Genomic DNA, 20,292 nt, shown 5'->3' on the forward strand with positions numbered 1-20,292 from the left:
CGTAATGGCAGTCTGGCGATGAAGCACCAGTCCGGGACCGTACTCGAACCATCCGCTCCGTGTCGGACCGCGGTCCCGTGGGAAAGGGACGACGTCGCCATGGCAGACCATCTGGAAGCATCCGTCACTCTGCCGAGCGATCCCGCCTCGGTCGCCACGGCCCGCACCTATGTCATCGGCACCCTGGCGGAATGGGGCCTGCCGGCGACCACCGAGGCAGCCGAGACGATCCGGCTCATCGTCTCCGAACTCGCCACCAACGCCGTACAGCACACCTTCGGGCAGTCACCCACCTTCACGGTGGACATCCGGCTCGACCGCGACGAACAACTGCGCATCGGGGTCACCGACAGTCATCCGCGGTTCCCGAAGCGGCTGCCGGCCGCCGTCCAGCAGGACAACGGCCGTGGCATGGTCATCATCCGCTGGCTGACCGCGGAGTGCGGCGGCAAGCTGAGAGTCCGGCCCACCCGGGAGGGCGGCAAGACCGTCTCCATCGAACTCCCGTGGACGGTACCGGCCGAGCCGGTCTCCGCGGCGGGGCAGCAGGAACCGTAGAGAGGCGCCTCCGGAAGTCGGAGGCGCCTCTCAAGGCGTCACGGCGGCCCCGCGAGGGTGACGGCAGGTCAGGTCGCCATCACCCCCACGGGACGGGTCACTTGACCCGGCCGTACCAGACGCTCTTGGTCCAGATCTTCTGCAGCTTCACGACCTCCCCGCTCTTCGGGGAGTGCCAGATCTTCCCTTTCCCGGCATAGATGCCGACGTGGTACACGCTGGAGCCGGAGTGGAAGAACACGAGGTCTCCGGCCTTGCGGTTCCCCACGGAGATGTGGCGGGTCTTGTTGTACTGCTGGGCCGCCGTACGAGGCAGGCTTTTGCCCGCCTTCTTGAATGAGTAGAGCGTGAGCCCGGAGCAGTCGAACCGGTGCGGCCCCGCGGCGCCCCACTTGTACGGGGAGCCCTTCTTGGAGGCAGCGACCTGGAGTGCCTTCGTCGCTGGTGTCGCGGCCTCGGCGTCGGATGCGACGCCCGGGACCACGAGGGAGCCGCCCACGGCGGCGATGGTGAGAGCCGAGGCCGTACCGGCCCGGGCCATGAGCGACGGGACACGATTGAGCGCAGACATGCGCAACCCTTCGTCAGCCGCCTGTGAAGGATGACCTGTCGGATTCGGGCTGGCGAAGTTGCCCGGCCGCATACTGCGGCTTCACCCCAAGGGCTGCTCGGATCGGCTGTTGAAGGCCGATCCGGCGACCCGTCGTGCCTGGGTCCTCCACTCCTGCCGATCCACTCCTGTCGACCGGTCATCCGGGCGGCGGCAGGACTCGGCGTCCGCCCGGATCGCCCCGCCGCTGCGGCGGGGTCTTGTCGTCAGACAGGGATCTTCACGTACTCCACGCCGAAAAACCCAATGGAATCGGGGATTTGTGGCGTTACTCACCACTCACCCGTTCGGGTGGACACTCGTCTGTTCGAGGGAACGTCGACAGGGTCAAGGACCCCCGGACCAGCGACGGAGGTACTCATTCCGGAGTCGGGCTACGCGCGTTGCGCAACCTTTGCGGCCCTGTCAAAGGAGAGGTGTCTACTCCAAACGGGGGTACGTCGTTTGGTCCGTTTGAAGGCCGGCCCGGACGCGCCGCCACGCGGTCGGGCGCGCCGGACCGGCTGCCGTCACGTCAACTGTCGGAGTGCGGCGGCACCGTGACCCGGGCTGTGCGCCGCTCGCCGTCGAGCACCCGCAGCGCACGCGCCAGGGTCATGGCGTGCACTTCGGTCTCGCCGCGCCGATGCATGGTCGCCAGCGCGTCGCGCAGCTCGGCGGCCTTCGTCACCAGCGCCTGGGCGGCCCGCAGCCCGCGGTAGGTGTCATCGTGGCGCGCCGGGTTGATACGGCCGAGCAGGTCGACCACCTCGAGATAACGGTCGATCAACTCGCCCTCGGCGCGCGTCAGGGCGGGCAGCGGAGGAAGTTCCGGCGGCAGCATCGCCCGCTCACCGGGCGCCGGGCGCGGTGCGCGACGCCTTGCGGCTGGGGATGATCCCGTCCACCAGGCCGTACTCCACGGCTTCCTGCGCGTCCAGGACCTTGTCCCGCTCGATGTCCGCGGTGACTTGCTCGTGGGTGCGCCCGGTGTGCCGTACGAGCATCTCCTCCAGCCGGAACCGGATGCGCCCCAACTCCTCGGCCTGGATGGCCAGATCGCTGGCCTGGCCCTCCACAGGCTGGGGCAGGGACGGCTGGTGGATCACCACGCGCGCGCCGGGCAGGGCGAACCGCCGGCCCGGGGTGCCCGCCGCCAGCAGCACCGCGGCGGACGAGCCGGCCTGCCCCAGGCAGACCGTCTCCACGTCGCAGGTGACGAACCGCATCGTGTCGTAGATCGCCGACATCGCGCTGAACGAGCCGCCGGGGGAGTTGATGTAGAGGGAGATGTCCCGGTCCGGGTCCTGGTACTCGAGGTGCATGAACTGGGCCATCACATCGTTCGCCGACGTGTCGTCGATCTGTGTCCCGAGGAAGACGATCCGCTCCTCCAGGAGCTTCGAGTACGGGTCCATCGTCCTCGAGCCGGAGCTCGTGCGCTCCGTGAACTCGGGCAGCACATAGCGGGCGGACGGTCGGGTCATGAGGCACCCCTCCTTCTGTGTCTGTAAAAAATGTACAGGATGTACTTGACGCTAGAATGGGGTCATGGCCTACGAGATTCCGGTGACGCAAGCCAGGGCTGAACTCGCCGACTTGATCAACCGCGTGGTGTACGGCGGTGAGCGCGTCGTCGTGACCCGCCACGGCAAGCCACTCGTCGCCCTTGTCTCCGCCGCCGACCTGGAACGACTGGAGAAGCTCGCGGAGCCCGTCGGTCCGGCCGAGCTCGCCGAGGAGCAGGTGATCACCGCGGTCTCCGCCGTCCGGGAGGTCGCGTCCGCTTCCCGCGAACAGCAGCGCTTCGGCATCACGGCGCACCACGGGGGGACCGGAGCCTCCTGAGACACGGAAAGACCGTGCACCCACAGGGGTGCACGGTCTTGGGTCGCGGGGCGGTCCGTCAGCCGACCGGCGCGAGCTCTCGCTCCGTCACCCGGGGCTCGGCGTTCCTCTTCCGGTCCTTGAGCGCGCTCCCGAGCAGGACCGCGCCGAGGCCTAGCGCCGCCCACCAGGCCAGCGTCAGGGCGGGGCCCGTCGCCGCCGCGCCGTCGAAGTACGCCACTGACCGCGTCAGGGTCGCGCTGGCACCCGGCGGCAGCCACTGGCCGATGGTGCCGGCCGGCTCGGGCAGCATCTGCGGCGCTGAGGCCGCGCCGGACCACGGGTTGCCGAACAGCATGACCACACCGGCGACGATGCCCACGCCGGGGGTGCCGAGCAGTGCGGCGAGACCGGCGACGGCGCCGCTCACGGCCAGCGCCGCCAGTCCGAACGCCCCGGCCTGCGCCCACCAGTCGCCGGTGATGACTCCGAGCCAGCTGTCCGCGACACCGGCGGCGGCCACGCCGACCAGTGCGGAGGCGCCGACCAGGACGAGCACGGCACGTGTCCCGCGCAGCCCGCTGAAGGTCACCACCGCGCCCGCCGCCATACCGGCCAGGGCCAGCGGCAGCACGCTGGCGTTGAGGGCGGCGCCCCGCGGGTCCGCGGCCGGGGCGGCCACCACGTCGACCGTCCTGACCTGTGCGCCGTCGGCGGCGGCCTGCTCCGCCACCGTCTGCTGGAGCAGCTGGGCGACGACCGGGCTCGCGGCCGAGGCGGTCAGCAGCCTCGGTCCGTCAGCGGTGACGACGACCGCCCCGTATACGGTCCGGTCCTCGACGGCGTCCCGGGCCGCGGCCTCGTCCGTGTAGCGGTGGATCTCGAACGCGCCCTCGTGCTGTGCCAGTTGCTTCTCCACCTGGGCGGCCGCGGCGGCGGGCCCGGCCACGCCGAGCGGCAGGTCGCGGGGCGCGGTGCGGGCCGCGGGCCAGGCGAAGGCCCACAGGGCGAGCGCCGCGATGACCGGGACGAGGACGGTGACCGCGATCATGCGGCGGGCGTTCCCGGTGGGGGCGGTGGACATGGCGTTTCCCTTCCGAGCGGAATCCAAAAAGAAGGATCGTTCGTTTTAGCTGTCACCACCGTCCTGCCGTCGTCGCCTCTTGTCAAGAAGGAACGTTCGTTTTAAGTTGGTGACCATGGCCCGCGTATCCCAGGAACACCTCGACGCCCGTCGCCGGCAGATCCTCGAAGGCGCCGCGGTCTGCTTCGCCCGCAACGGCTTCCACGCCACGTCCATGCAGGACGTGCTGAAGGAGGTCGACCTGTCGGCCGGAGCGGTGTACCGCTACTTCAGCGGCAAGGAGGAGCTGATCGCTGCGGTCGTCGGAGAGGTGCTCGACTCGGTCCGCGGGGCCTTCGAGGAGGCCTCGCGCCAGAGCCCGCCCCCGCCGCCGGACGACCTCCTCACCCTGGTCCTGGGCCGGACCCTGGGCGCCCGGGAGAACCTGACCGTCGACGGCGAGCCCGCCTTCCCCCGGCTCGTCATCCAGGTGTGGGGGGAGACGCTGCGCAACAAGGAACTGGCGGTCCTGCTGCACGACGGATACACCGGGGTGCACCAGGCCTGGACGCGGATCGTCGAGGGTTACCAGGACGCCGGGATGATGAGGGCCGACGTACCTCCGGAGCACGTGGCCCGCACGATGATCGCGGTCGCGGTCGGCTTCCTCGCCCAGCAGGCCCTCTTCGACCCCGCACCGGTGGACATCCTCCGCGACGGTCTACGGGCGTTGATGAGCATGCCGGACCCGCGCACCGCGACCGATGGATCACAGCTCGGTTAACTTGCCTGAAATGCGGTCCAACTAGCCTGCCGCCACGCCACCAGGGACTTTGCCCCGGGGCGGAGGCAACCGGACCCCGCACGGTCCGGAGCGAGGACTGTGAGGTGGGACGTGCAACTGACCCCGCACGAGCAAGAGAGGCTGCTCATCCACGTGGCGGCCGACGTGGCCGAGAAGCGCCGGGCCCGGGGGCTCAAGCTCAACCACCCGGAGACGGTCGCCCTCATCACGTCGCACATCCTCGAAGGCGCCCGTGACGGCCGTACGGTCGCCGAACTGATGGCCTCCGGACGCAAGCTGCTCACCCGGGACGACGTCATGGAGGGCATCCCCGAGATGATCCACGACGTCCAGGTCGAGGCGACCTTCCCGGACGGCACCAAGCTCGTCACCGTCCACGACCCGATCGTCTGACGGGGGCTGCCGTGATTCCCGGAGAGATCCTTTTCGCCGAGGGCCCGATCGTCTACAACGAGGGCCGTGAGGTCACCCGCCTCACCGTCCTGAACGCTGCCGACCGGCCCGTCCAGGTCGGCTCCCACTACCACTTCGCCGAGGCCAACCCCGGCCTGGAGTTCGACCGTGCCGCCGCGCGCGGCAAGCGGCTGAACGTCGCCGCCGGCACCGCCGTGCGCTTCGAGCCCGGGATCCCCGTCGACGTCGAACTCGTCCCGCTCGCCGGCGCCCGGATCGTGCCCGGACTGCGCGGGGAGACCGGAGGTGCCCTCGATGCCTGAGATCTCGCGTGCCGCGTACGCCGACCTGTTCGGTCCGACGACCGGCGACCGCATCCGGCTCGCCGACACCGACCTGATCGTCGAGATCGAGGAGGATCGTTCCGGCGGGCCCGGACTCGCCGGTGACGAGGCGGTGTTCGGCGGTGGCAAGGTCATCCGCGAGTCCATGGGGCAGTCGCGCGCTACGCGCGCAGACGGCACCCCGGACACCGTCATCACGGGCGCGGTGATCATCGACCACTGGGGGATCGTCAAGGCCGACGTCGGCATCCGCGACGGCCGGATCACCGCGATCGGCAAGGCCGGCAACCCGGACACGATGGACGGCGTCCACCCGGACCTGGTCCTCGGCCCCGAGACCGAGGTCATCGCGGGCAACGGGCGGATCCTCACCGCCGGCGCGGTCGACGCGCACGTCCACTTCATCTGCCCGCAGATCGCCGACGAGGCACTGTCCGCCGGTGTCACCACGCTGGTCGGCGGCGGCACGGGCCCCGCCGAGGGCTCGAAGGCGACCACCGTCACCCCCGGCCCCTGGCACCTGGCCCGCATGATGGAGGCGATGGAGCAGTACCCGCTCAACATCGGCTTCCTCGGCAAGGGCAACACCGTCTCGCACGAGGCGATGCTCTCCCAGATCCGCGGCGGGGCACTCGGGCTGAAGCTCCACGAGGACTGGGGCTCGACCCCGGCCGTCATCGACGCCTCGCTGACGGTGGCGGACCGGACGGGTGTCCAGGTCGCCATCCACACGGACACCCTCAACGAGGCCGGTTTCGTCGGCGACACGCTCGCCGCGATCGCCGGACGCGGCATCCACGCCTACCACACCGAGGGTGCGGGCGGCGGGCACGCGCCGGACATCATGACCGTGGTCTCCGAGCCGCACGTCCTGCCCAGCTCGACCAACCCGACGCGGCCCTTCACCGTCAACACCGCCGAGGAACACCTCGACATGCTGATGGTGTGCCACCACCTCAACGCGGCGGTACCGGAGGACCTGGCCTTCGCCGAGTCCCGGATCCGGCCGACGACGATCGGCGCGGAGGACATCCTCCACGACCTCGGCGCCATCTCGATCATCTCGTCCGACGCCCAGGCCATGGGCCGCGTCGGCGAGGTCATCATGCGGACCTGGCAGACCGCCCACGTCATGAAGCGCAAGCGGGGCGCACTGCCCGGGGACGGTCGCGCGGACAACCACCGGGTACGCCGGTACGTCGCCAAGTACACGATCAACCCGGCGATCGCGCAGGGCCTGGCCCGGGAGGTCGGGTCGGTGGAGACCGGCAAGCTCGCCGACCTCGTGCTGTGGGAGCCCGCGTTCTTCGGGGTCAAACCGCACCTCGTCGTCAAGGGCGGGCAGATCGCCTACGCGCAGATGGGCGACGCCAACGCGTCGATCCCCACCCCCCAGCCGATCCTGCCGCGCCCGATGTACGGCGCGATCGGGCGGGCGCCGGCCTCCAACTCGTTCAACTTCGTCGCCCCACTGGCGATCGAGGACGGGCTGCCGGAGCGGCTTCAGCTCGGGAAGCGGTTCGTGGCGATCGAGTCGACGCGCGGGGTCACCAAGGCGGACATGCGCGAGAACGACGCGCGGCCCCGGGTGCAGGTCGATCCCGACAGCTTCGCCGTGCACATCGACGGGGAGCTGGTCGAGGCCACGCCCGCCGCCGAACTGCCCATGGCCCAGCGTTACTTCCTGTTCTGATGTCCAGGGGAGCACTTCTCGTCCTGGCCGACGGCCGCTTTCCCGCCGGGGGGCATGCGCACTCCGGCGGGGCCGAGGCGGCCGTCAAGGCCGGGCGGATCACCGGGGCGGCGAGCCTGGAGGCGTTCTGCCAGGGGCGGCTGTGGACGGCGGGGCTGGTTTCCGCATCGCTGGCAGCCGCCGCCGTACTCGGGGTGGATCCCGTGGAGTTGGACGCGGCCGCGGACGCGCGTACACCGTCACCCGCGCTGCGGGTCGCCGCGCGGAGGCTGGGGCGGCAGCTGATGCGGGCCGCGCGGGCCACCTGGCCGTCGGGTGAACTCGACGCCCTGGCAAGGGAGTTCCCCAAGGGGGCGCACCAGCCTGTGGTGTTGGGTGTCACGGCTCGGGCGGCCGGGCTCGATGCGGTCGACGCGGCGTACTGCGCGGCGTACGAGAGTGTGAGCGGGCCGGCTTCGGCGACGGTGCGATTGCTGAGTCTCGATCCGTTCGATGCGACGGGAGTGCTGGCGCGGCTGGCGCCGGAGCTGGACCGTGTCGCGGATCGGGCGGTGGAGGCCGGTCGCAGGGTGCGGAGTGAGGGTGTGGGCGCCTTGCCCGCGGCTTCCGCTCCGTTGCTGGAGATCTCGGCGGAGTCGCATGCGGCTTGGCCGGTGCGGCTGTTCGCGTCGTAGGACTTACCTGACCAGACCCCCTGGTGACCTGTGACGCACCGTCCAGGTCACCCACCCAGGGGCGCGGGGAACCGCGCGACCAGCCCCCGCTGACCCGCACCCGACCACTACGTGTAGGAGCCGTACATGCACCTCGACCACCACCACGACGGCCCCGCCGCCCTCAGCGCGGACGCGCACCGTCCTGACGGTTCGCGCCGTGCGCTGCGGATCGGGCTCGGTGGGCCCGTCGGATCGGGCAAGACCGCCACCGTCGCCGCGCTCTGCCGTGCCCTGCGTGACGAGTTGTCCCTCGCGGTCGTCACCAATGACATCTACACCCGCGAGGACGCCGAGTTCCTGCTGCGTGAGGCCGTGCTGCCGCCCGAGCGGATCACCGCCGTGGAGACGGGGGCCTGTCCGCACACCGCGATCCGGGACGACATCTCGGCGAACCTGGAAGCGGTGGAGGATCTGGAGGACGAGATCGGGCCGTTGGATCTCGTGCTGGTCGAGAGCGGTGGGGACAACCTCACGGCGACCTTCTCCAAGGGGCTCGTCGACGCGCAGATCTTCGTGATCGACGTGGCCGGCGGGGACGACATCCCGCGCAAGGGCGGCCCTGGGGTGACCACCGCCGACCTCCTCATCGTCAACAAGACCGACCTCGCCCCCTACGTCGGCTCGGATCTCGCGCGGATGGCGGCGGACGCCAAGGCACAGCGGGCCGAACTGCCGGTCGTCTTCCAGTCACTCAGGAGCGAGGCCGGGGTGGCGGACGTCGCCGCGTGGGTGCGTGCGCAGCTGGCCGCGTGGACGGCGTGACGGTGGGCGTGACGGGTGTGGCGGGCGTGAAGGCCACCGCGCGGATCGGGGCGCGGGACGACGGACGCGGCGGTACGTCGCTGCCGGTGCTGGAGGGCGACGGACCGCTGGCGTTGCGGCGGACCCGGGGGAGTGCCGACGAGGCGCGGGTCGTGCTCGTCGGTGCGATGAGCGGGCCGCTCGGCGGGGATCACTTCACCGTCGAGGCCGAGGTGGCCGAGGGGGCCCGGCTGCGGGTCGGGTCGGCCGCCGCCACCATCGCGCTGCCGGGACAGGCCAAGGGGGAGTCCCGGTACGACGTAGGGCTCACCGTCGCCGACCGGGGTGAACTGCACTGGCTGCCGGAGCAGTTGATCTCCGCGCAGGGCAGCGAGCTGTACGTCACCACGCGGGCCGACGTGGCCGGGACCGGGCGGCTCGTCCTGCGTGAGGAGCAGGTGCTGGGGCGTGCCGCGGAGCAACCCGGGCGGCTCACCAGCCGTCTCACCCTGTGTGTGGCCGGGCGTACCGTCCTCGACCAGGAGTTGGCCTGCGGGCCCGGGGCGCCGGCCGGCTGGGACGGCCCCGCCGTGCTGGCGGGGCATCGAGCCGTGGGGCAACTGATCGTCGTACGGCCGGAGTTCGCCGTGGAGCCGGTCGCCGCGCGCGTGCTCGGGGACGGTGCCGTGGTCGTGCCGCTCGCCGGACCGGCGGTTCTGGTGAGCGCCGTGGCGCCGGACGCGCTGAAGCTGCGCAGGGTCCTGGACGAGGCGCTGGCCTCGCTCGGGTAGCGAACGGCCCTCTCCGTTTATCGGATTGGTAAAGAAGAGGCGGCCACCCCTGTTCTCAGGCGACGCACAGCCGCGAGGATCCCCTTGTCATCAACGACATAGGGGAGTTCCAGTTGAGGCACCACAGATCGACAAGGCGGGCCGCGGCGTTCGGCTCGGCCGGAGTGCTGGTCACGGCGACCCTGATAGCGGGGGCCGTCACGGCCCCCACCGCCAGCGCGAGCGCGGCCGGCCGGCACGGCCAGGACCGTGAGGCCCGCGGCGCCGCCATCGCCGCCGCCCGCGCCGAGAAGGCCGGGATCGACTGGCAGGACTGTCCCGCCGACTGGGGGCTCGAGAAGCCGATCCAGTGCGGCTGGGTCAGCGTGCCGCTGGACTACGCGAAGCCGGGCGGCAAGCAGATCAAGCTCGCCGTCGACCGGATCGGCAACACCGGGACCAAGGCCGAGCGCCAGGGCGCGCTCATCTACAACCCGGGCGGTCCCGGCGGCTCCGGCCTGCGCTTCCCGCGCCGGGTCACCACCAAGGCCCCGGTGTGGGTCAACACGTCCAAGGCGTACGACTTCGTGGGCTTCGACCCGCGAGGCGTGGGCCATTCGGCGCCGATCTCCTGCATCGACCCGCAGGAGTTCGTGAAGGCGCCCAAGGCGGACCCGGTGCCCGGCTCCGAGGCCGACAAGCTCGCCCAGCGCAAGCTCGCCCGTGAGTACGCGGAGGGCTGTGCCGAGCGCAGCGGCGAGATGCTGCCGCACATGACCACGCCGAACACCGCGCGCGACCTGGACGTCATCCGCGCCGCGCTCGGCGAGAAGAAGCTCAACTACCTCGGCGTCTCCTACGGCACCTACCTCGGCGCCGTCTACGGCACGCTGTTCCCGGGTCATGTCCGCCGTATGGTCGTCGACAGCGTCGTCAGCCCGTCGCGGGAGAAGATCTGGTACGAGGCCAACCTCGACCAGGACGTCGCCTTCGAGATGCGCTGGAAGGACTGGCAGGACTGGGTCGCCGCCAACGACGCCGCCTTCCACCTCGGCACCACGCGTGCCGAAGTCCAGGCGAAGTGGCTGGAGTTGCGTGCCACGGCCAAGAAGAGCCCCATCGGTGGCGTCGTCGGCCCCGCCGAGCTGATCGGCTTCTTCCAGAGCGCCCCGTACTACGACTCCGCGTGGGTCTCGACGGCCACCGTGCTCAGCAAGTACTTCGCCGGCGACACCCAGGCGGTCGTCGACGCCGCCGCGCCCGACCTGTCGGACACCGCGGGCAACGCCACCTCGGAGAACGGCAACGCCGTCTACACGGCCGTCGAGTGCACCGACGCCAAGTGGCCCACCAGCTGGAAGAAGTGGGACCGCGACAACACCCGGCTGCACAAGGACTACCCGTTCCTCACCTGGGCCAACGCCTGGATGAACCTGCCCTGCGCGACCTGGCCGGTCAAGCAGCAGACCCCGGTGGACGTCAGGACCGGCAAGGGACTGCCCGGGGTGCTGATCGTGCAGTCCGAGCGTGACGCGGCGACCCCGTACGGCGGTGCGGTCGAGCTGCACAAGCGGTTCAAGGGCTCCCGTCTGATCACCGAGAAGAACGCCGGCTCCCACGGTGTGACCAGCCTGGTCAACCCGTGCATCAACGAGCGGGTGGACTCCTACCTGCTCAGCGGCAAGCTGGACGCCTCCGACGTCACGTGCGGACCGCACGCTACGCCGAAGCCGTAACACCGGAGGGGCGGCCCCGGTCGGGCCGCCCCTCTTTCATGCCGTGAACCAGGCGTCCTCCGCCGCGTAGTCGAAGAGGTCGCCGTACGACCGGGCCATCTTCGGGTAGGCCTCCCGCCAGTCCCGCCCGGCCAGGTGTCCCTCGATCCAGGCGACGGTCTCGGGCAGCGTCTCCGCGTACCGGACCACCGCCCGGTAGCCCAACTCCCGCTCGGCGGCGCCCATGTCGCAGACGATGGGCACCGGCACCGACCACGGGGTGTCCCCGACCCCGGGGGCCGGGGGCGGCCCGTCCACGAGCACGTCCTCCCGTTCCACCCCCATCACCGTGTCGATGGCCCGGGCGATCTCCGCCACCGTCGGCGCGTCCGGGTCCACGGCGTTGAGCACCCGGGTCCCGGGCCGCGCAGCGGCCAGCCGGACCAGCTCGGCGATGTTGTGGACACTCGCCGGATGGAACCGGCTCCGGCCGCCGTGGGAGAGGACGCGCCGGGCCCTCCCGTCCAGGTTCCGCTTGACGAACCAGAGCTCGCGCGGTGTCCGGCAGTGTGGCCCGTGGATGGCACCCGCCCGCAGCAGTGTGGTGGGCAACCGCTCCCCGGCGCCCAGCAGTTCGCGCTCCAGCGCGGCCTTGCGGGTGCTGTACGACCGCTCTCCCGGCTGCACGGTCCGCTGGTCCTCGGTGATCCACACCGGGTACTCGGGAAAGCCGTCCGGCTCGTCCTGGGTGTCGAAGTTACGGCCCTTGTCGTCCTCGTACACCGACACGCTGGAGATGACGACGGCGGACCCGACGCGATCGGCGAGGCCGGTCAACTGCCGTGCGTGCGCGGCCCCGTAGGCCACCATGTCGACCAGCACATCGCACCCGTCACCCACCGCGGCGGCGAGCGCGTTGCCGTCCTCGCGGTCGGCGCGGGCGACCCGTACCTCCCCGGGCCAGCGCCCGTCCCGCCCGCCGCCCCTGGAGACGGCGGTCACCTCCCACCCGTCGCGGGCCAGCGCGCCCACCGCCGCCCGGCCGATCTGCCCGGTCGCCCCGATCACCACAGCACGTCGCGTCATACGGCGACAGTACGGCGGCCGGCTCGGGGCGTCCCACGGCCTCTGCCGACAGCAGAGGTCAGCGCAGGGGGATCCGCGGGAACCGGCGTTCCTTCTCGGAGCGCTCCGCGGCTTGCGCGGCCTTCGCGACGGCCGCGTACTCGTCGACGTACTCCTGCCCGGAGAGGTTCAGGATGGCGTAGATGATCTCGTCGGTGATGGCGCGCAGGATCGCCTTCTCGTTCTCCATGCCTTCGTAGCGGGAGAAGTCGAGGGGTTCGCCGAAGCGGATGGTCACGGGGTGGAGGTTGGGGATGACCTTGCCGGGCGGCTGGGCCTCGAAGGTGCCGATCATCGCGCAGGGGATGACGGGCACCCCGGCCTTCAGCGCCATCACCGCGACACCGACCTTGCCCTTGTAGAGCCGGCCGTCGTGCGACCGCGTGCCCTCCGGGTAGATCCCGAGCAGCTCGTCCTTGCTCAGTACCCCGAGCCCCTCACGGATGGCGGCCTGCCCGGCCTCCTTGCCCGTGCGGTCGACCGGGATCTGCCCGGCGCTGCGGAAGAAGAACGCGGTGAGCCGGCCCTTCACGCCCGGGCCCGTGAAGTACTCCTTCTTCGCGAGGAAGGTGATGCGGCGCTTGAGGATCGCCGGCATCAGGAAGTGGTCCGAGAAGGACAGGTGATTACCGGCGACGATCGCCGCCCCGGTCGCCGGCACGTGCTCGAGCCCCTCGATGCGGGGTCGGAAGACCAGTCTCAGCAGGGGTCCCAACAACACGTATTTGAGCAGGTAGTAGAACAACTGGACGCTCCTCACTCCGGCAAATCGGCTCAACCGCCGCGTTCCAGCAGGTCAACCGGCGTGTCGTGGGGGTGCCAGTGTATGTGCATGCGGGGGCGCGCGGAACTGGGTCGCGGGCGGGGGGAGGCGACCGCGGGATCAGCCTGGTGCTACTGGCGGGTAGGGGGCAACGAGATCGCTCAGCATGACGGATTCGCGAGCATGGGTGGCGGAGAGGGAGGTCTTGCGTCCCGGCGCGACCAGGGGCGGTCGCCGCAACCCCGCACAGGACGGGGCCGGCTTTCCGTGACCTCCTGGAACGGTCACGGAAAGCCGGCCCCGTCGCCGGGCGCTCAGCCCCGGGTCAGTACCTTCTCCAACGCCCCCAGCGCACCGGAGAGTTCATCCCCCGTGATCGTCAGCGGCGGCGCCAGCCGGATCGTCGAGCCGTGGGTGTCCTTCACCAACACGCCTTCCCGCATCAGCCGTTCACTGATCTCCCGCCCGGTCCCGAACACCGGGTCGATGTCGACGCCCGCCCACAGCCCGCGGGCACGGAAGCCGAGGACGCCCTTGCCGACCAGCTCCGACAGGCCGTCCCGCAGCACCACGCCCAACTCGGTGGCCCGGCGCTGGAATTCGCCCGTCTCCAGGAGATCGACCACGGCCGTGCCGACCGCGGCCGCGAGCGGATTGCCGCCGAAGGTGGAGCCGTGCTCACCCGGTCGCAGCACGCCCAGCACATCCCGGCGGGCCACCACCGCGGACACCGGGACGATGCCGCCGCCGAGCGCCTTGCCGAGGAGCAGCATGTCCGGGACGACCGGCTCGTGCTCGACGGCCAGGGTGCGGCCCGTGCGGCCCAGACCGGACTGGATCTCGTCCGCGATGAAGAGACAGCCCTTGCGGCGGGTCAGTTCGCGGACGCCGGTGAGGTAGCCCTCGTCCGGGATCACGACCCCCGCCTCGCCCTGGATGGGCTCCAGGAGCACCGCCGCCGTCGTGTCGTCGACCGCCGCCTCCAGGGCCGCCAGGTCGTTGTACGGCACGATCCGGAAACCGGGGGTGAAGGGGCCGAAGCCGGCGCGGGCCGTCTCGTCGGTGGAGAACGACACGATCGTCGTCGTACGGCCGTGGAAGTTCTCCGCGGCGACCACGATCGTCGCCCGGTCCGCGGGAACGCCCTTCACGTCGTACGCCCACTTGCGGGCCACCTTGATGCCGCTCTCCACCGCTTCGGCGCCGGTGTTCATCGGCAGCACCATGTCGAGGCCCGTCAACCGCGCCAGGCGCTGGGCGAACTCGGCCAGCCTGTCGTTGTGGAAGGCCCGTGAGGTGAGGGTCAGACGCTCCAGCTGGCGGTGGGCCGCCTCGATGAGCGCCGGGTGGCGGTGGCCGAAGTTGAGGGCCGAGTAGCCGGCCAGCATGTCCAGGTAGCGGCGGCCCTCGACGTCCTCCACCCAGGTGCCCTCGGCGCGGGCGACGACCACGGGCAGCGGGTGGTAGTTGTGCGCCAGCACCGGTTCCTCGGCGCTGATCAGATCGGCGGAGGAGCGCGTGTGTACGGCAGCGGTCATGAGCGGATCTCCTGGGTGCAGCACTTGATGCCGCCGCCGGCCTTGTGGAACTCGGAGAGGTCGACGGGGACGGGGACATAGCCGTGGTCGTCGAGGCGCGCGGCGAGCGCCTCGGCCTGCGGTGCGATGAAGACATGACGGCCGTCGGACACCGAGTTCAGTCCGAACGCCATGGCGTCGTTCCGGGTCGCGAGCACCGCGCGGGGGTAGAGCCGTGCGAGTACCTCGCGGCTGCCCGGGGAGAACGCCTCCGGGTAGTACACGATGTTGTTCTCGCCCTCTGAGTCGTCCAGGACGAACAGCGCGGTGTCCAGGTGGTAGAAGTGCGGGTCCACCAGCGTCAGGCTGATCACCGGGTGGCCGAAGAACTCCTGCACCTCGCGGTGGGCCTCCCGGGTCGTCCGGAAGCCGGTGCCGGCCAGTACGTACCGGCCCGTCCAGACCAGATCGCCCTCGCCCTCGCAGACCGACGCCGGGCGGTGGACCTCGTAGCCCGCCGTCTTGAACCACAGGTCGTAGTGCGTGGACTCGGGGCGCCGCTGGGGCGCGTGGAACAGCGAGCCGAAGACGCGGCCGCCGACGACGACCGCCGAGTTCGCGGCGAAGACCATGTCGGGGAGACCGGGGACCGGCTCCAGGGCGTCGACGGCGTGGCCGTGGGTGCGGTAGGCGCCGATCAGCGCCTGCCACTGCTCCTGGGCCAGGTCCACGTCGACGTGGGTGTCGGGATGCATCCAGGGATTGATCGCGTACTGCACGGCGAAGTGTCTGGGTTCGCAGACGAGGAAACGCCGTCGGCGCGGCACACGGGAGTCGGACACAGAGGGGTTCCTCCGCTTCCTGCGGTGTCTACTGAGGGTTGACACCAAGGTAAGAAATGGCAGTCACGCCCGACAAGCGACAAGAATTGCGTGTCTGCGCAGGAATGCTGCGTCTTTCTTCAGTTCAACGCAGCTCTGGTGCGCGCTGCGAGGTTTCGGCCGGTGCGGGCTGGCTCGCCCCCGCCTCCGGGCTCTCCGGGATCAGATGGGACAGCACCATCACACTGATCGTCTTGCGGATGAAGGGCTCGATCCGGATCCGCTCCAGCACCTCCTCGAAGTGCTCCACGTCCCGTGCCCGCACATGCAGCAGCGCGTCCGCGCCGCCCGTCACGGTCATCGCCGCGGTGATCTCCGGATGGTTGCGCACCACCTCCGCGAGCCGCCGCGGCGGCGCCGCACCCTCGCAGTACACCTCCACGTACGCCTCCGTGCGCCAGCCCAGCGCCGACGGCTGCACCGTGGCCGTGAACCCGGTGATCACGCCGGTCTCGCGCAACCGGTCCACGCGCCGCTTGACCGCCGTGGAGGACAGCCCCACGGCCGTGCCGATCTCGGCGAAGCTCGTCCTGGCGTTCGCCATCAGAGCGGTGATGATCTTCCGGTCGAGCTCGTCGAACGGTGCGGGCGCGCTGTGCATGTCGGCACTGTATCCAGCGGGAACGTCCATCCCTCGGCACGTGTGCAGACGTACGAATTACTCCTACACTCCGGGTTCATGCTGCGCGCCCTGGCTGTCGACGACGAACGCCCCTCGCTGGAGGAACTCCTCTACCTCCTCAACGCCGACCCCCGGATCGGCACCGCGGAGGGCGCGGGCGACGCGACCGAGGCGCTGCGCCGCATCAACCGGGCCCTGGAGTCCGGACCCCAGGGCCCCGAGGCGATCGACGTCGTCTTCCTCGACATCAACATGCCCGGTCTGGACGGCCTCGACCTGGCCCGGCTGCTCACCGGGTTCGCCCGGCCGCCGCTGGTCGTGTTCGTCACCGCCCACGAGGACTTCGCCGTGCAGGCGTTCGACCTCAAGGCGGTGGACTACGTCCTCAAGCCCGTCCGCAAGGAACGCCTCGCGGAAGCGGTGCGTCGCGTCGTCGAACTGCGCTCGGCCGAGATCCGCGGCACCACCCCGCGCATCCCCGTCAGCGAGCCCGACCCCGACCACATACCCGTGGAACTGGGGGGCGTGACCCGTTTCGTCAGCGTCGAGGACATCACCCACGTCGAGGCCCAGGGCGACTACGCCCGGCTGCACACGACCAAGGGCAGCCACCTCGTCCGCATCCCCCTGTCCACCCTGGAGGAGCGCTGGCGCTCCCGCGGATTCGTCCGAATCCACCGCCGCCACCTGGTCGCACTGCGCCACGTCGGCGAACTGCGCCTCGACGCCGGCACCGTCAGCGTCCTGGTCGGCTCCGAGGAACTCCAGGTCAGCCGCCGCCACACCCGCGAACTGCGGGACCTGCTGATGAGGAGGCCGTGACGGTGCCCCAGAACCAGAACCCCGCCGAACGCCGGGTCGTCGTCACCGGCCCGCCCCGGCAGACCCGCCGCGTCCGCGGCTACAACCGCCCCCGCACCGAGATCGACGAGCAGACCACCCTCGGCCACACCTACGTCCGCTCCCTCATGCGCACCCAACTGCGCGCCGCCCTCACCGTGTTCGCCGTCCTCGGCCTGCTCGTCGGCCCGCTCCCGCTGCTCTTCGCCGCGATGCCGGACACCCGCCGCGTGGAATGGGCGGTCCTCGGCTTCGGCCTGTACGTTCCGCTCGTGCTGCTCGCCCGCTGGTACGTGCGGCGGGCGGAGCGCAACGAACGCGACTTCGTACGCCTCGTAGAAGACCGATGAACTCCAGCTACGCCGTTCCGGCCGTCGCCCTCGTCGTGGTCGCCACCGTCCTCGTCGGCGCCTTCGGCCTGCGCATCTCCCGCACCACGTCCGACTTCTACGTCGCCTCGCGCACCGTCGGCCCCCGGCTCAACGCGGCCGCCATCAGCGGTGAGTACCTCTCCGCCGCGTCCTTCCTCGGCATCGCGGGCCTCGTCCTGGTCCAGGGCCCCGACATGCTCTGGTACCCGGTCGGCTACACCGCCGGCTACCTCGTCCTGCTGATCTTCGTCGCCGCCCCGCTGCGCCGCTCCGGCGCCTACACACTGCCCGACTTCGCCGAGGCCCGGCTCGCCTCCCAGGCGGTGCGACGGCTCGCCGGGGCCTTCGTCGTCGGCGTCGGCTGGCTGTATCTGCTGCCCCAACTCCAGGGTGCCGGGCTCACGCTGACGGTCCTGACCGGGGCGCCCGACGGGCTCGGCGGAGTGATCGTCGCCGTCGTCGTGGTCGCGACCGTCGCCGCGGGCGGCATGCGCAGCATCACCTTCGTGCAGGCCTTCCAGTACTGGCTCAAGCTCACCGCGCTGCTCGTCCCCGCCCTCTTCCTCGTCCTCGCCTGGCAGGGCGACGGCGCCCCCACCCACGCCTTCGAGGAACCGGCCACCTTCCGCGAACAGCGCGTCGTGCGCGTCGACGACAGCCTCGACCTGGAACTCGACCGCCCGCTGACCGTCACGGTCGACGGCACCGTCGACGGCCGCACCCACGAGGACACCGAACTCCGCCTCCCCGCCGGCACCCACCACATCGACGCCGGCACCCGGCTGACCTTCGCCCAGGGCGCCACCGTCCCCGAGGCCGACCGCAACGGCGGAGCCGGCCTGTCGCCCTCCCAGGCCGAGACCCGCGGCGAACGCCCGCTGTACGCCACGTACGGACTGATCCTCGCGACCTTCCTCGGCACCATGGGCCTGCCGCACGTGGTGGTCCGCTTCTACACCAGCCCGCACGGCGTCGCCGCCCGCCGCACCACCGTCGCGGTCCTCGGCCTGATCGGCGCCTTCTACCTCCTGCCACCGGTCTACGGCGCCCTCGGCCGCCTGTACGCCCCCGAACTCACCCTCACCTCGAACGCGGACGCCGCCGTGCTGCTGCTGCCCGACCGGATGATCGGCGGCCTCGGCGGCGACCTCCTCGGCGCACTGGTCGCCGGGGGCGCCTTCGCGGCGTTCCTGTCGACCGCCTCGGGGCTGACCATGGCGGTGGCCGGCGTGCTCACCCAGGACGTCCTCCCGTCCCGCGGTGTAAGACACTTCAGACTCGGCACGGTCCTCGCCATGGCCGTACCGCTGGCGGCGAGCGTCCTGGTCGGCGGCCTGCCGGTCGCCGACGCGGTCGGGCTCGCCTTCGCGGTGTCGGCCTCCTCCTTCTGTCCGCTGCTCGTCCTCGGCATCTGGTGGCGCCGGCTGACCCCGCCGGGCGCGGCCGCCGGGATGCTGGTGGGCGGCGGCTCCGCCCTGGTCGCCGTGGCCGCGACGATGGCCGGCCTCCCCGGCACCGGAGCGCTGCACGCCCTGCTCGCCTGGCCCGCCCTCTGGTCGGTACCGCTGGCCTTCCTCACCATGGTCCTGGTGTCCCTGGCCACCCCGGGCCGGGTCCCGGCCGGAACGGCGGCGATCCTGGCGCGTTTCCATCTGCCGGAGGAGCTGCGGGCGGAGGTGAAGGCATGAGGACATCCCTGAAGAGCCTGATCGGGGCCGCCGTATGAGCGGTTTCCTCGCCGGCCTGTGTGTCGCGATCCTCCCCCTGCTCGCCGCCGGCTTCTGGCTGGGGCGCCGCACCGCGCGCCCCGAGAGCCTGCGGGGCCTCGGCACCCCCGTCGAGCACGCCACCTTCGAGACCCTGCACACCGCCTCCCTCGCCGCGCCCCCGCTCAGGGCGGGCCTCACCGAGGAGACCGCCGGCAGGTCGGCCCGCCGGCTGCGCACGCTCCTCGGCACGGACGCCCTGTGCCTGACCGACCAGAAGGCGGTACTGGTCTGGGACGGCATCGGCGGCCACCACCGCGCCCAGATCATGGAGCGGCTCGCCGGACCCCTGGAGACCGGCCGCGGCGAGGCATTCCCGCTGACCTGCGACCACCTCGACTGCACGGTCCGCTGGGCCGTCGTGGCACCGCTCACCGTCGACGACCGGATCCACGGCACCCTCGTCGCCTTCGGGCCCCACGAGTCCGCCGTCCTCGTGAGGGCCGCCGGGGAAGTCGCCCGCTGGATCTCCGTCCAGCTCGAACTCGCCGACCTCGACCAGTCCCGCACCCGTCTCATCGAAGCCGAGATCAAGGCCCTGCGCGCCCAGATATCCCCGCACTTCATCTTCAACTCGCTCGCGGTGATCGCGAGTTTCGTCCGCACCGACCCCGAGCGCGCCCGCGAACTGCTCCTGGAGTTCGCCGACTTCACCCGCTACTCGTTCCGCAGGCACGGCGACTTCACCACCCTCGCCGACGAACTCCACGCCATCGACCACTACTTGGCGCTGGTGCGGGCCCGCTTCGGCGACCGCCTCTCCGTCACCCTCCAGATCGCCCCCGAGGTGCTGCCGGTCGCCCTGCCCTTCCTCTGCCTGCAACCGCTCGTCGAGAACGCCGTCAAGCACGGCCTGGAAGGAAAGGCCGTGTCCGCCGGCAAGGCCCACATCAGCATCACCGCACAGGACGCCGGAGCCGAGGCGCTCGTCGTCATCGAGGACGACGGCACGGGAATGGACCCCGCCGTGCTGCGCCGCATCCTCGCCGGAGAGGTCAGCCCCTCGGGAGGCATCGGACTGTCCAACGTCGACGACCGGCTCCGCCAGGTCTACGGCGACGACCACGGTCTCGTCATCGAGACCGCCATAGGGGCGGGAATGAAGATCACCGCCCGGCTGCCGAAGTACCAGCCGGGGGTGCACTCCGCCGGGCGCCTGAGCCGCGAATAGGCCTCAGGCGCCGCGCGTGGGC

23 protein-coding genes and 1 riboswitch are annotated in these 20,292 nt (G+C 71.1%); of the genes, 14 read left to right on the top strand and 9 right to left on the bottom strand.

Annotated features, from left to right (window positions below):
- Positions 1–99 precede the first annotated feature (99 nt).
- Entirely contained in the window at positions 100–558 is a 459-nt protein-coding gene (locus ACIOHP_RS39415; RefSeq protein WP_361547694.1) for an ATP-binding protein, read from the top strand.
- Between the two features lie 97 nt (positions 559–655).
- Here ACIOHP_RS39415 and ACIOHP_RS39420 read toward each other — a convergent pair whose 3' ends face one another.
- From ACIOHP_RS39420 to ACIOHP_RS39430, 3 genes are all read right to left on the bottom strand, one after another.
- Positions 656–1,129 carry a C40 family peptidase gene (locus ACIOHP_RS39420; protein WP_307033731.1) on the bottom strand — a complete coding sequence of 158 codons (474 nt, stop codon included), beginning with the start codon at positions 1,127–1,129 and terminating at the stop codon, positions 656–658.
- A 3-nt stretch (positions 1,130–1,132) separates the two neighbouring features.
- Positions 1,133–1,344, bottom strand: a riboswitch (cyclic di-AMP (ydaO/yuaA leader).
- 338 nt (positions 1,345–1,682) lie between these two features.
- Positions 1,683–1,991 carry a hypothetical protein gene (locus ACIOHP_RS39425; RefSeq protein WP_361547697.1) on the bottom strand — a complete coding sequence of 103 codons (309 nt, stop codon included), beginning with the start codon at positions 1,989–1,991 and terminating at the stop codon, positions 1,683–1,685.
- A 7-nt stretch (positions 1,992–1,998) separates the two neighbouring features.
- The gene (locus ACIOHP_RS39430) at positions 1,999–2,634 is read right to left on the bottom strand and encodes an ATP-dependent Clp protease proteolytic subunit (RefSeq protein WP_401895020.1); all 636 of its coding nucleotides are present in this window, start codon (positions 2,632–2,634) and stop codon (positions 1,999–2,001) included.
- Positions 2,635–2,698: 64 nt separating this feature from the next.
- Here ACIOHP_RS39430 and ACIOHP_RS39435 point away from each other — a divergent pair, with 64 nt between their 5' ends.
- Positions 2,699–2,995 carry a type II toxin-antitoxin system Phd/YefM family antitoxin gene (locus ACIOHP_RS39435; RefSeq protein WP_401895022.1) on the top strand — a complete coding sequence of 99 codons (297 nt, stop codon included), beginning with the start codon at positions 2,699–2,701 and terminating at the stop codon, positions 2,993–2,995.
- Between the two features lie 58 nt (positions 2,996–3,053).
- Here the strand turns inward: ACIOHP_RS39435 and ACIOHP_RS39440 are convergent, their stop codons facing one another.
- Positions 3,054–4,058, bottom strand: a complete 1,005-nt coding sequence (locus tag ACIOHP_RS39440) for an ABC transporter permease (RefSeq protein WP_401895025.1) — start codon at positions 4,056–4,058, stop codon at positions 3,054–3,056.
- Between the two features lie 115 nt (positions 4,059–4,173).
- Between ACIOHP_RS39440 and ACIOHP_RS39445 the strand changes: the two genes are divergently transcribed.
- From ACIOHP_RS39445 to ACIOHP_RS39480, 8 genes are all read left to right on the top strand, one after another.
- A complete protein-coding gene (locus ACIOHP_RS39445; RefSeq protein WP_401895027.1) occupies positions 4,174–4,821 on the top strand; it encodes a TetR/AcrR family transcriptional regulator in 648 nt (215 codons plus the stop codon).
- 111 nt (positions 4,822–4,932) lie between these two features.
- Positions 4,933–5,235 (top strand): urease subunit gamma, encoded by a 303-nt coding sequence (locus tag ACIOHP_RS39450; RefSeq protein ID WP_262059644.1) that lies wholly within the window; start codon positions 4,933–4,935, stop codon positions 5,233–5,235.
- An 11-nt stretch (positions 5,236–5,246) separates the two neighbouring features.
- The gene (locus ACIOHP_RS39455) at positions 5,247–5,558 is read left to right on the top strand and encodes an urease subunit beta (protein ID WP_266895517.1); all 312 of its coding nucleotides are present in this window, start codon (positions 5,247–5,249) and stop codon (positions 5,556–5,558) included.
- Complete coding sequence (locus tag ACIOHP_RS39460; protein ID WP_361547710.1) at positions 5,551–7,272, top strand: urease subunit alpha; 1,722 nt, start codon at positions 5,551–5,553, stop codon at positions 7,270–7,272. Before ACIOHP_RS39455 ends, ACIOHP_RS39460 begins: the two co-directional genes overlap by 8 nt.
- Positions 7,272–7,946: an urease accessory protein UreF gene (locus ACIOHP_RS39465; protein ID WP_401895030.1), complete on the top strand. Its 675-nt coding sequence runs from the start codon at positions 7,272–7,274 to the stop codon at positions 7,944–7,946. Before ACIOHP_RS39460 ends, ACIOHP_RS39465 begins: the two co-directional genes overlap by 1 nt.
- A gap of 126 nt (positions 7,947–8,072) precedes the next feature.
- On the top strand, positions 8,073–8,750 hold the full coding sequence (ureG, locus tag ACIOHP_RS39470; RefSeq protein ID WP_266832493.1) for an urease accessory protein UreG: 678 nt from the start codon (positions 8,073–8,075) through the stop codon (positions 8,748–8,750).
- Positions 8,738–9,520 (top strand): urease accessory protein UreD, encoded by a 783-nt coding sequence (locus ACIOHP_RS39475; RefSeq protein WP_401895033.1) that lies wholly within the window; start codon positions 8,738–8,740, stop codon positions 9,518–9,520. Before ureG ends, ACIOHP_RS39475 begins: the two co-directional genes overlap by 13 nt.
- A 113-nt stretch (positions 9,521–9,633) precedes the next feature.
- Complete coding sequence (locus ACIOHP_RS39480; protein WP_361493147.1) at positions 9,634–11,235, top strand: alpha/beta hydrolase; 1,602 nt, start codon at positions 9,634–9,636, stop codon at positions 11,233–11,235.
- A 36-nt stretch (positions 11,236–11,271) separates the two neighbouring features.
- Here the strand turns inward: ACIOHP_RS39480 and ACIOHP_RS39485 are convergent, their stop codons facing one another.
- The 5 genes from ACIOHP_RS39485 to ACIOHP_RS39505 form a co-directional block, all read right to left on the bottom strand.
- Positions 11,272–12,285 (bottom strand): NAD-dependent epimerase/dehydratase family protein, encoded by a 1,014-nt coding sequence (locus ACIOHP_RS39485; protein WP_401895095.1) that lies wholly within the window; start codon positions 12,283–12,285, stop codon positions 11,272–11,274.
- Positions 12,286–12,358: 73 nt separating this feature from the next.
- On the bottom strand, positions 12,359–13,084 hold the full coding sequence (locus ACIOHP_RS39490) for a lysophospholipid acyltransferase family protein (RefSeq protein ID WP_266832487.1): 726 nt from the start codon (positions 13,082–13,084) through the stop codon (positions 12,359–12,361).
- Positions 13,085–13,416: 332 nt separating this feature from the next.
- Entirely contained in the window at positions 13,417–14,640 is a 1,224-nt protein-coding gene (gene rocD, locus ACIOHP_RS39495) for an ornithine--oxo-acid transaminase (protein ID WP_401895035.1), read from the bottom strand.
- Entirely contained in the window at positions 14,637–15,461 is an 825-nt protein-coding gene (gene ddaH, locus ACIOHP_RS39500) for a dimethylargininase (RefSeq protein ID WP_361547727.1), read from the bottom strand. The genes rocD and ddaH overlap by 4 nt, the downstream gene beginning before the upstream one ends.
- Before the next feature lie 124 nt (positions 15,462–15,585).
- Entirely contained in the window at positions 15,586–16,101 is a 516-nt protein-coding gene (locus ACIOHP_RS39505; protein ID WP_361547730.1) for an Lrp/AsnC family transcriptional regulator, read from the bottom strand.
- Positions 16,102–16,179: 78 nt separating this feature from the next.
- Here ACIOHP_RS39505 and ACIOHP_RS39510 point away from each other — a divergent pair, with 78 nt between their 5' ends.
- From ACIOHP_RS39510 to ACIOHP_RS39525, 4 genes are read left to right on the top strand one after another with little or no spacing between them, the layout of a single operon-like run.
- The gene (locus tag ACIOHP_RS39510) at positions 16,180–16,944 is read left to right on the top strand and encodes a LytTR family DNA-binding domain-containing protein (RefSeq protein WP_361493133.1); all 765 of its coding nucleotides are present in this window, start codon (positions 16,180–16,182) and stop codon (positions 16,942–16,944) included.
- Entirely contained in the window at positions 16,941–17,312 is a 372-nt protein-coding gene (locus ACIOHP_RS39515; RefSeq protein ID WP_401895038.1) for a hypothetical protein, read from the top strand. Before ACIOHP_RS39510 ends, ACIOHP_RS39515 begins: the two co-directional genes overlap by 4 nt.
- A complete protein-coding gene (locus ACIOHP_RS39520) occupies positions 17,309–19,021 on the top strand; it encodes a cation acetate symporter (RefSeq protein ID WP_361547736.1) in 1,713 nt (570 codons plus the stop codon). The genes ACIOHP_RS39515 and ACIOHP_RS39520 overlap by 4 nt, the downstream gene beginning before the upstream one ends.
- 34 nt (positions 19,022–19,055) lie before the next feature.
- Positions 19,056–20,270, top strand: coding sequence for a sensor histidine kinase (locus tag ACIOHP_RS39525; RefSeq protein ID WP_401895039.1), 1,215 nt, complete (start codon positions 19,056–19,058; stop codon positions 20,268–20,270).
- Positions 20,271–20,292: the final 22 nt, after the last annotated feature.

This window comes from Streptomyces sp. NPDC087859, from assembly GCF_044742595.1.
GTDB lineage: Bacteria > Actinomycetota > Actinomycetes > Streptomycetales > Streptomycetaceae > Streptomyces > Streptomyces canus_F.

What these genes read in the sequence shown, in the direction of transcription:
- ACIOHP_RS39415 (WP_361547694.1), top strand. Translation starts at nt 100, where the DNA reads ATGGCAGACCATCTGGAAGCATCCGTCACTCTGCCGAGCGATCCCGCC.
- ACIOHP_RS39420 (WP_307033731.1), bottom strand. Translation starts at nt 1,129, where the DNA reads ATGTCTGCGCTCAATCGTGTCCCGTCGCTCATGGCCCGGGCCGGTACG.
- ACIOHP_RS39425 (WP_361547697.1), bottom strand. Translation starts at nt 1,991, where the DNA reads ATGCTGCCGCCGGAACTTCCTCCGCTGCCCGCCCTGACGCGCGCCGAG.
- ACIOHP_RS39430 (WP_401895020.1), bottom strand. Translation starts at nt 2,634, where the DNA reads ATGACCCGACCGTCCGCCCGCTATGTGCTGCCCGAGTTCACGGAGCGC.
- ACIOHP_RS39435 (WP_401895022.1), top strand. Translation starts at nt 2,699, where the DNA reads ATGGCCTACGAGATTCCGGTGACGCAAGCCAGGGCTGAACTCGCCGAC.
- ACIOHP_RS39440 (WP_401895025.1), bottom strand. Translation starts at nt 4,058, where the DNA reads ATGTCCACCGCCCCCACCGGGAACGCCCGCCGCATGATCGCGGTCACC.
- ACIOHP_RS39445 (WP_401895027.1), top strand. Translation starts at nt 4,174, where the DNA reads ATGGCCCGCGTATCCCAGGAACACCTCGACGCCCGTCGCCGGCAGATC.
- ACIOHP_RS39460 (WP_361547710.1), top strand. Translation starts at nt 5,551, where the DNA reads ATGCCTGAGATCTCGCGTGCCGCGTACGCCGACCTGTTCGGTCCGACG.
- ACIOHP_RS39465 (WP_401895030.1), top strand. Translation starts at nt 7,272, where the DNA reads ATGTCCAGGGGAGCACTTCTCGTCCTGGCCGACGGCCGCTTTCCCGCC.
- ureG (WP_266832493.1), top strand. Translation starts at nt 8,073, where the DNA reads ATGCACCTCGACCACCACCACGACGGCCCCGCCGCCCTCAGCGCGGAC.
- rocD (WP_401895035.1), bottom strand. Translation starts at nt 14,640, where the DNA reads ATGACCGCTGCCGTACACACGCGCTCCTCCGCCGATCTGATCAGCGCC.
- ACIOHP_RS39505 (WP_361547730.1), bottom strand. Translation starts at nt 16,101, where the DNA reads ATGCACAGCGCGCCCGCACCGTTCGACGAGCTCGACCGGAAGATCATC.
- ACIOHP_RS39510 (WP_361493133.1), top strand. Translation starts at nt 16,180, where the DNA reads ATGCTGCGCGCCCTGGCTGTCGACGACGAACGCCCCTCGCTGGAGGAA.
- ACIOHP_RS39520 (WP_361547736.1), top strand. Translation starts at nt 17,309, where the DNA reads ATGAACTCCAGCTACGCCGTTCCGGCCGTCGCCCTCGTCGTGGTCGCC.
- ACIOHP_RS39525 (WP_401895039.1), top strand. Translation starts at nt 19,056, where the DNA reads ATGAGCGGTTTCCTCGCCGGCCTGTGTGTCGCGATCCTCCCCCTGCTC.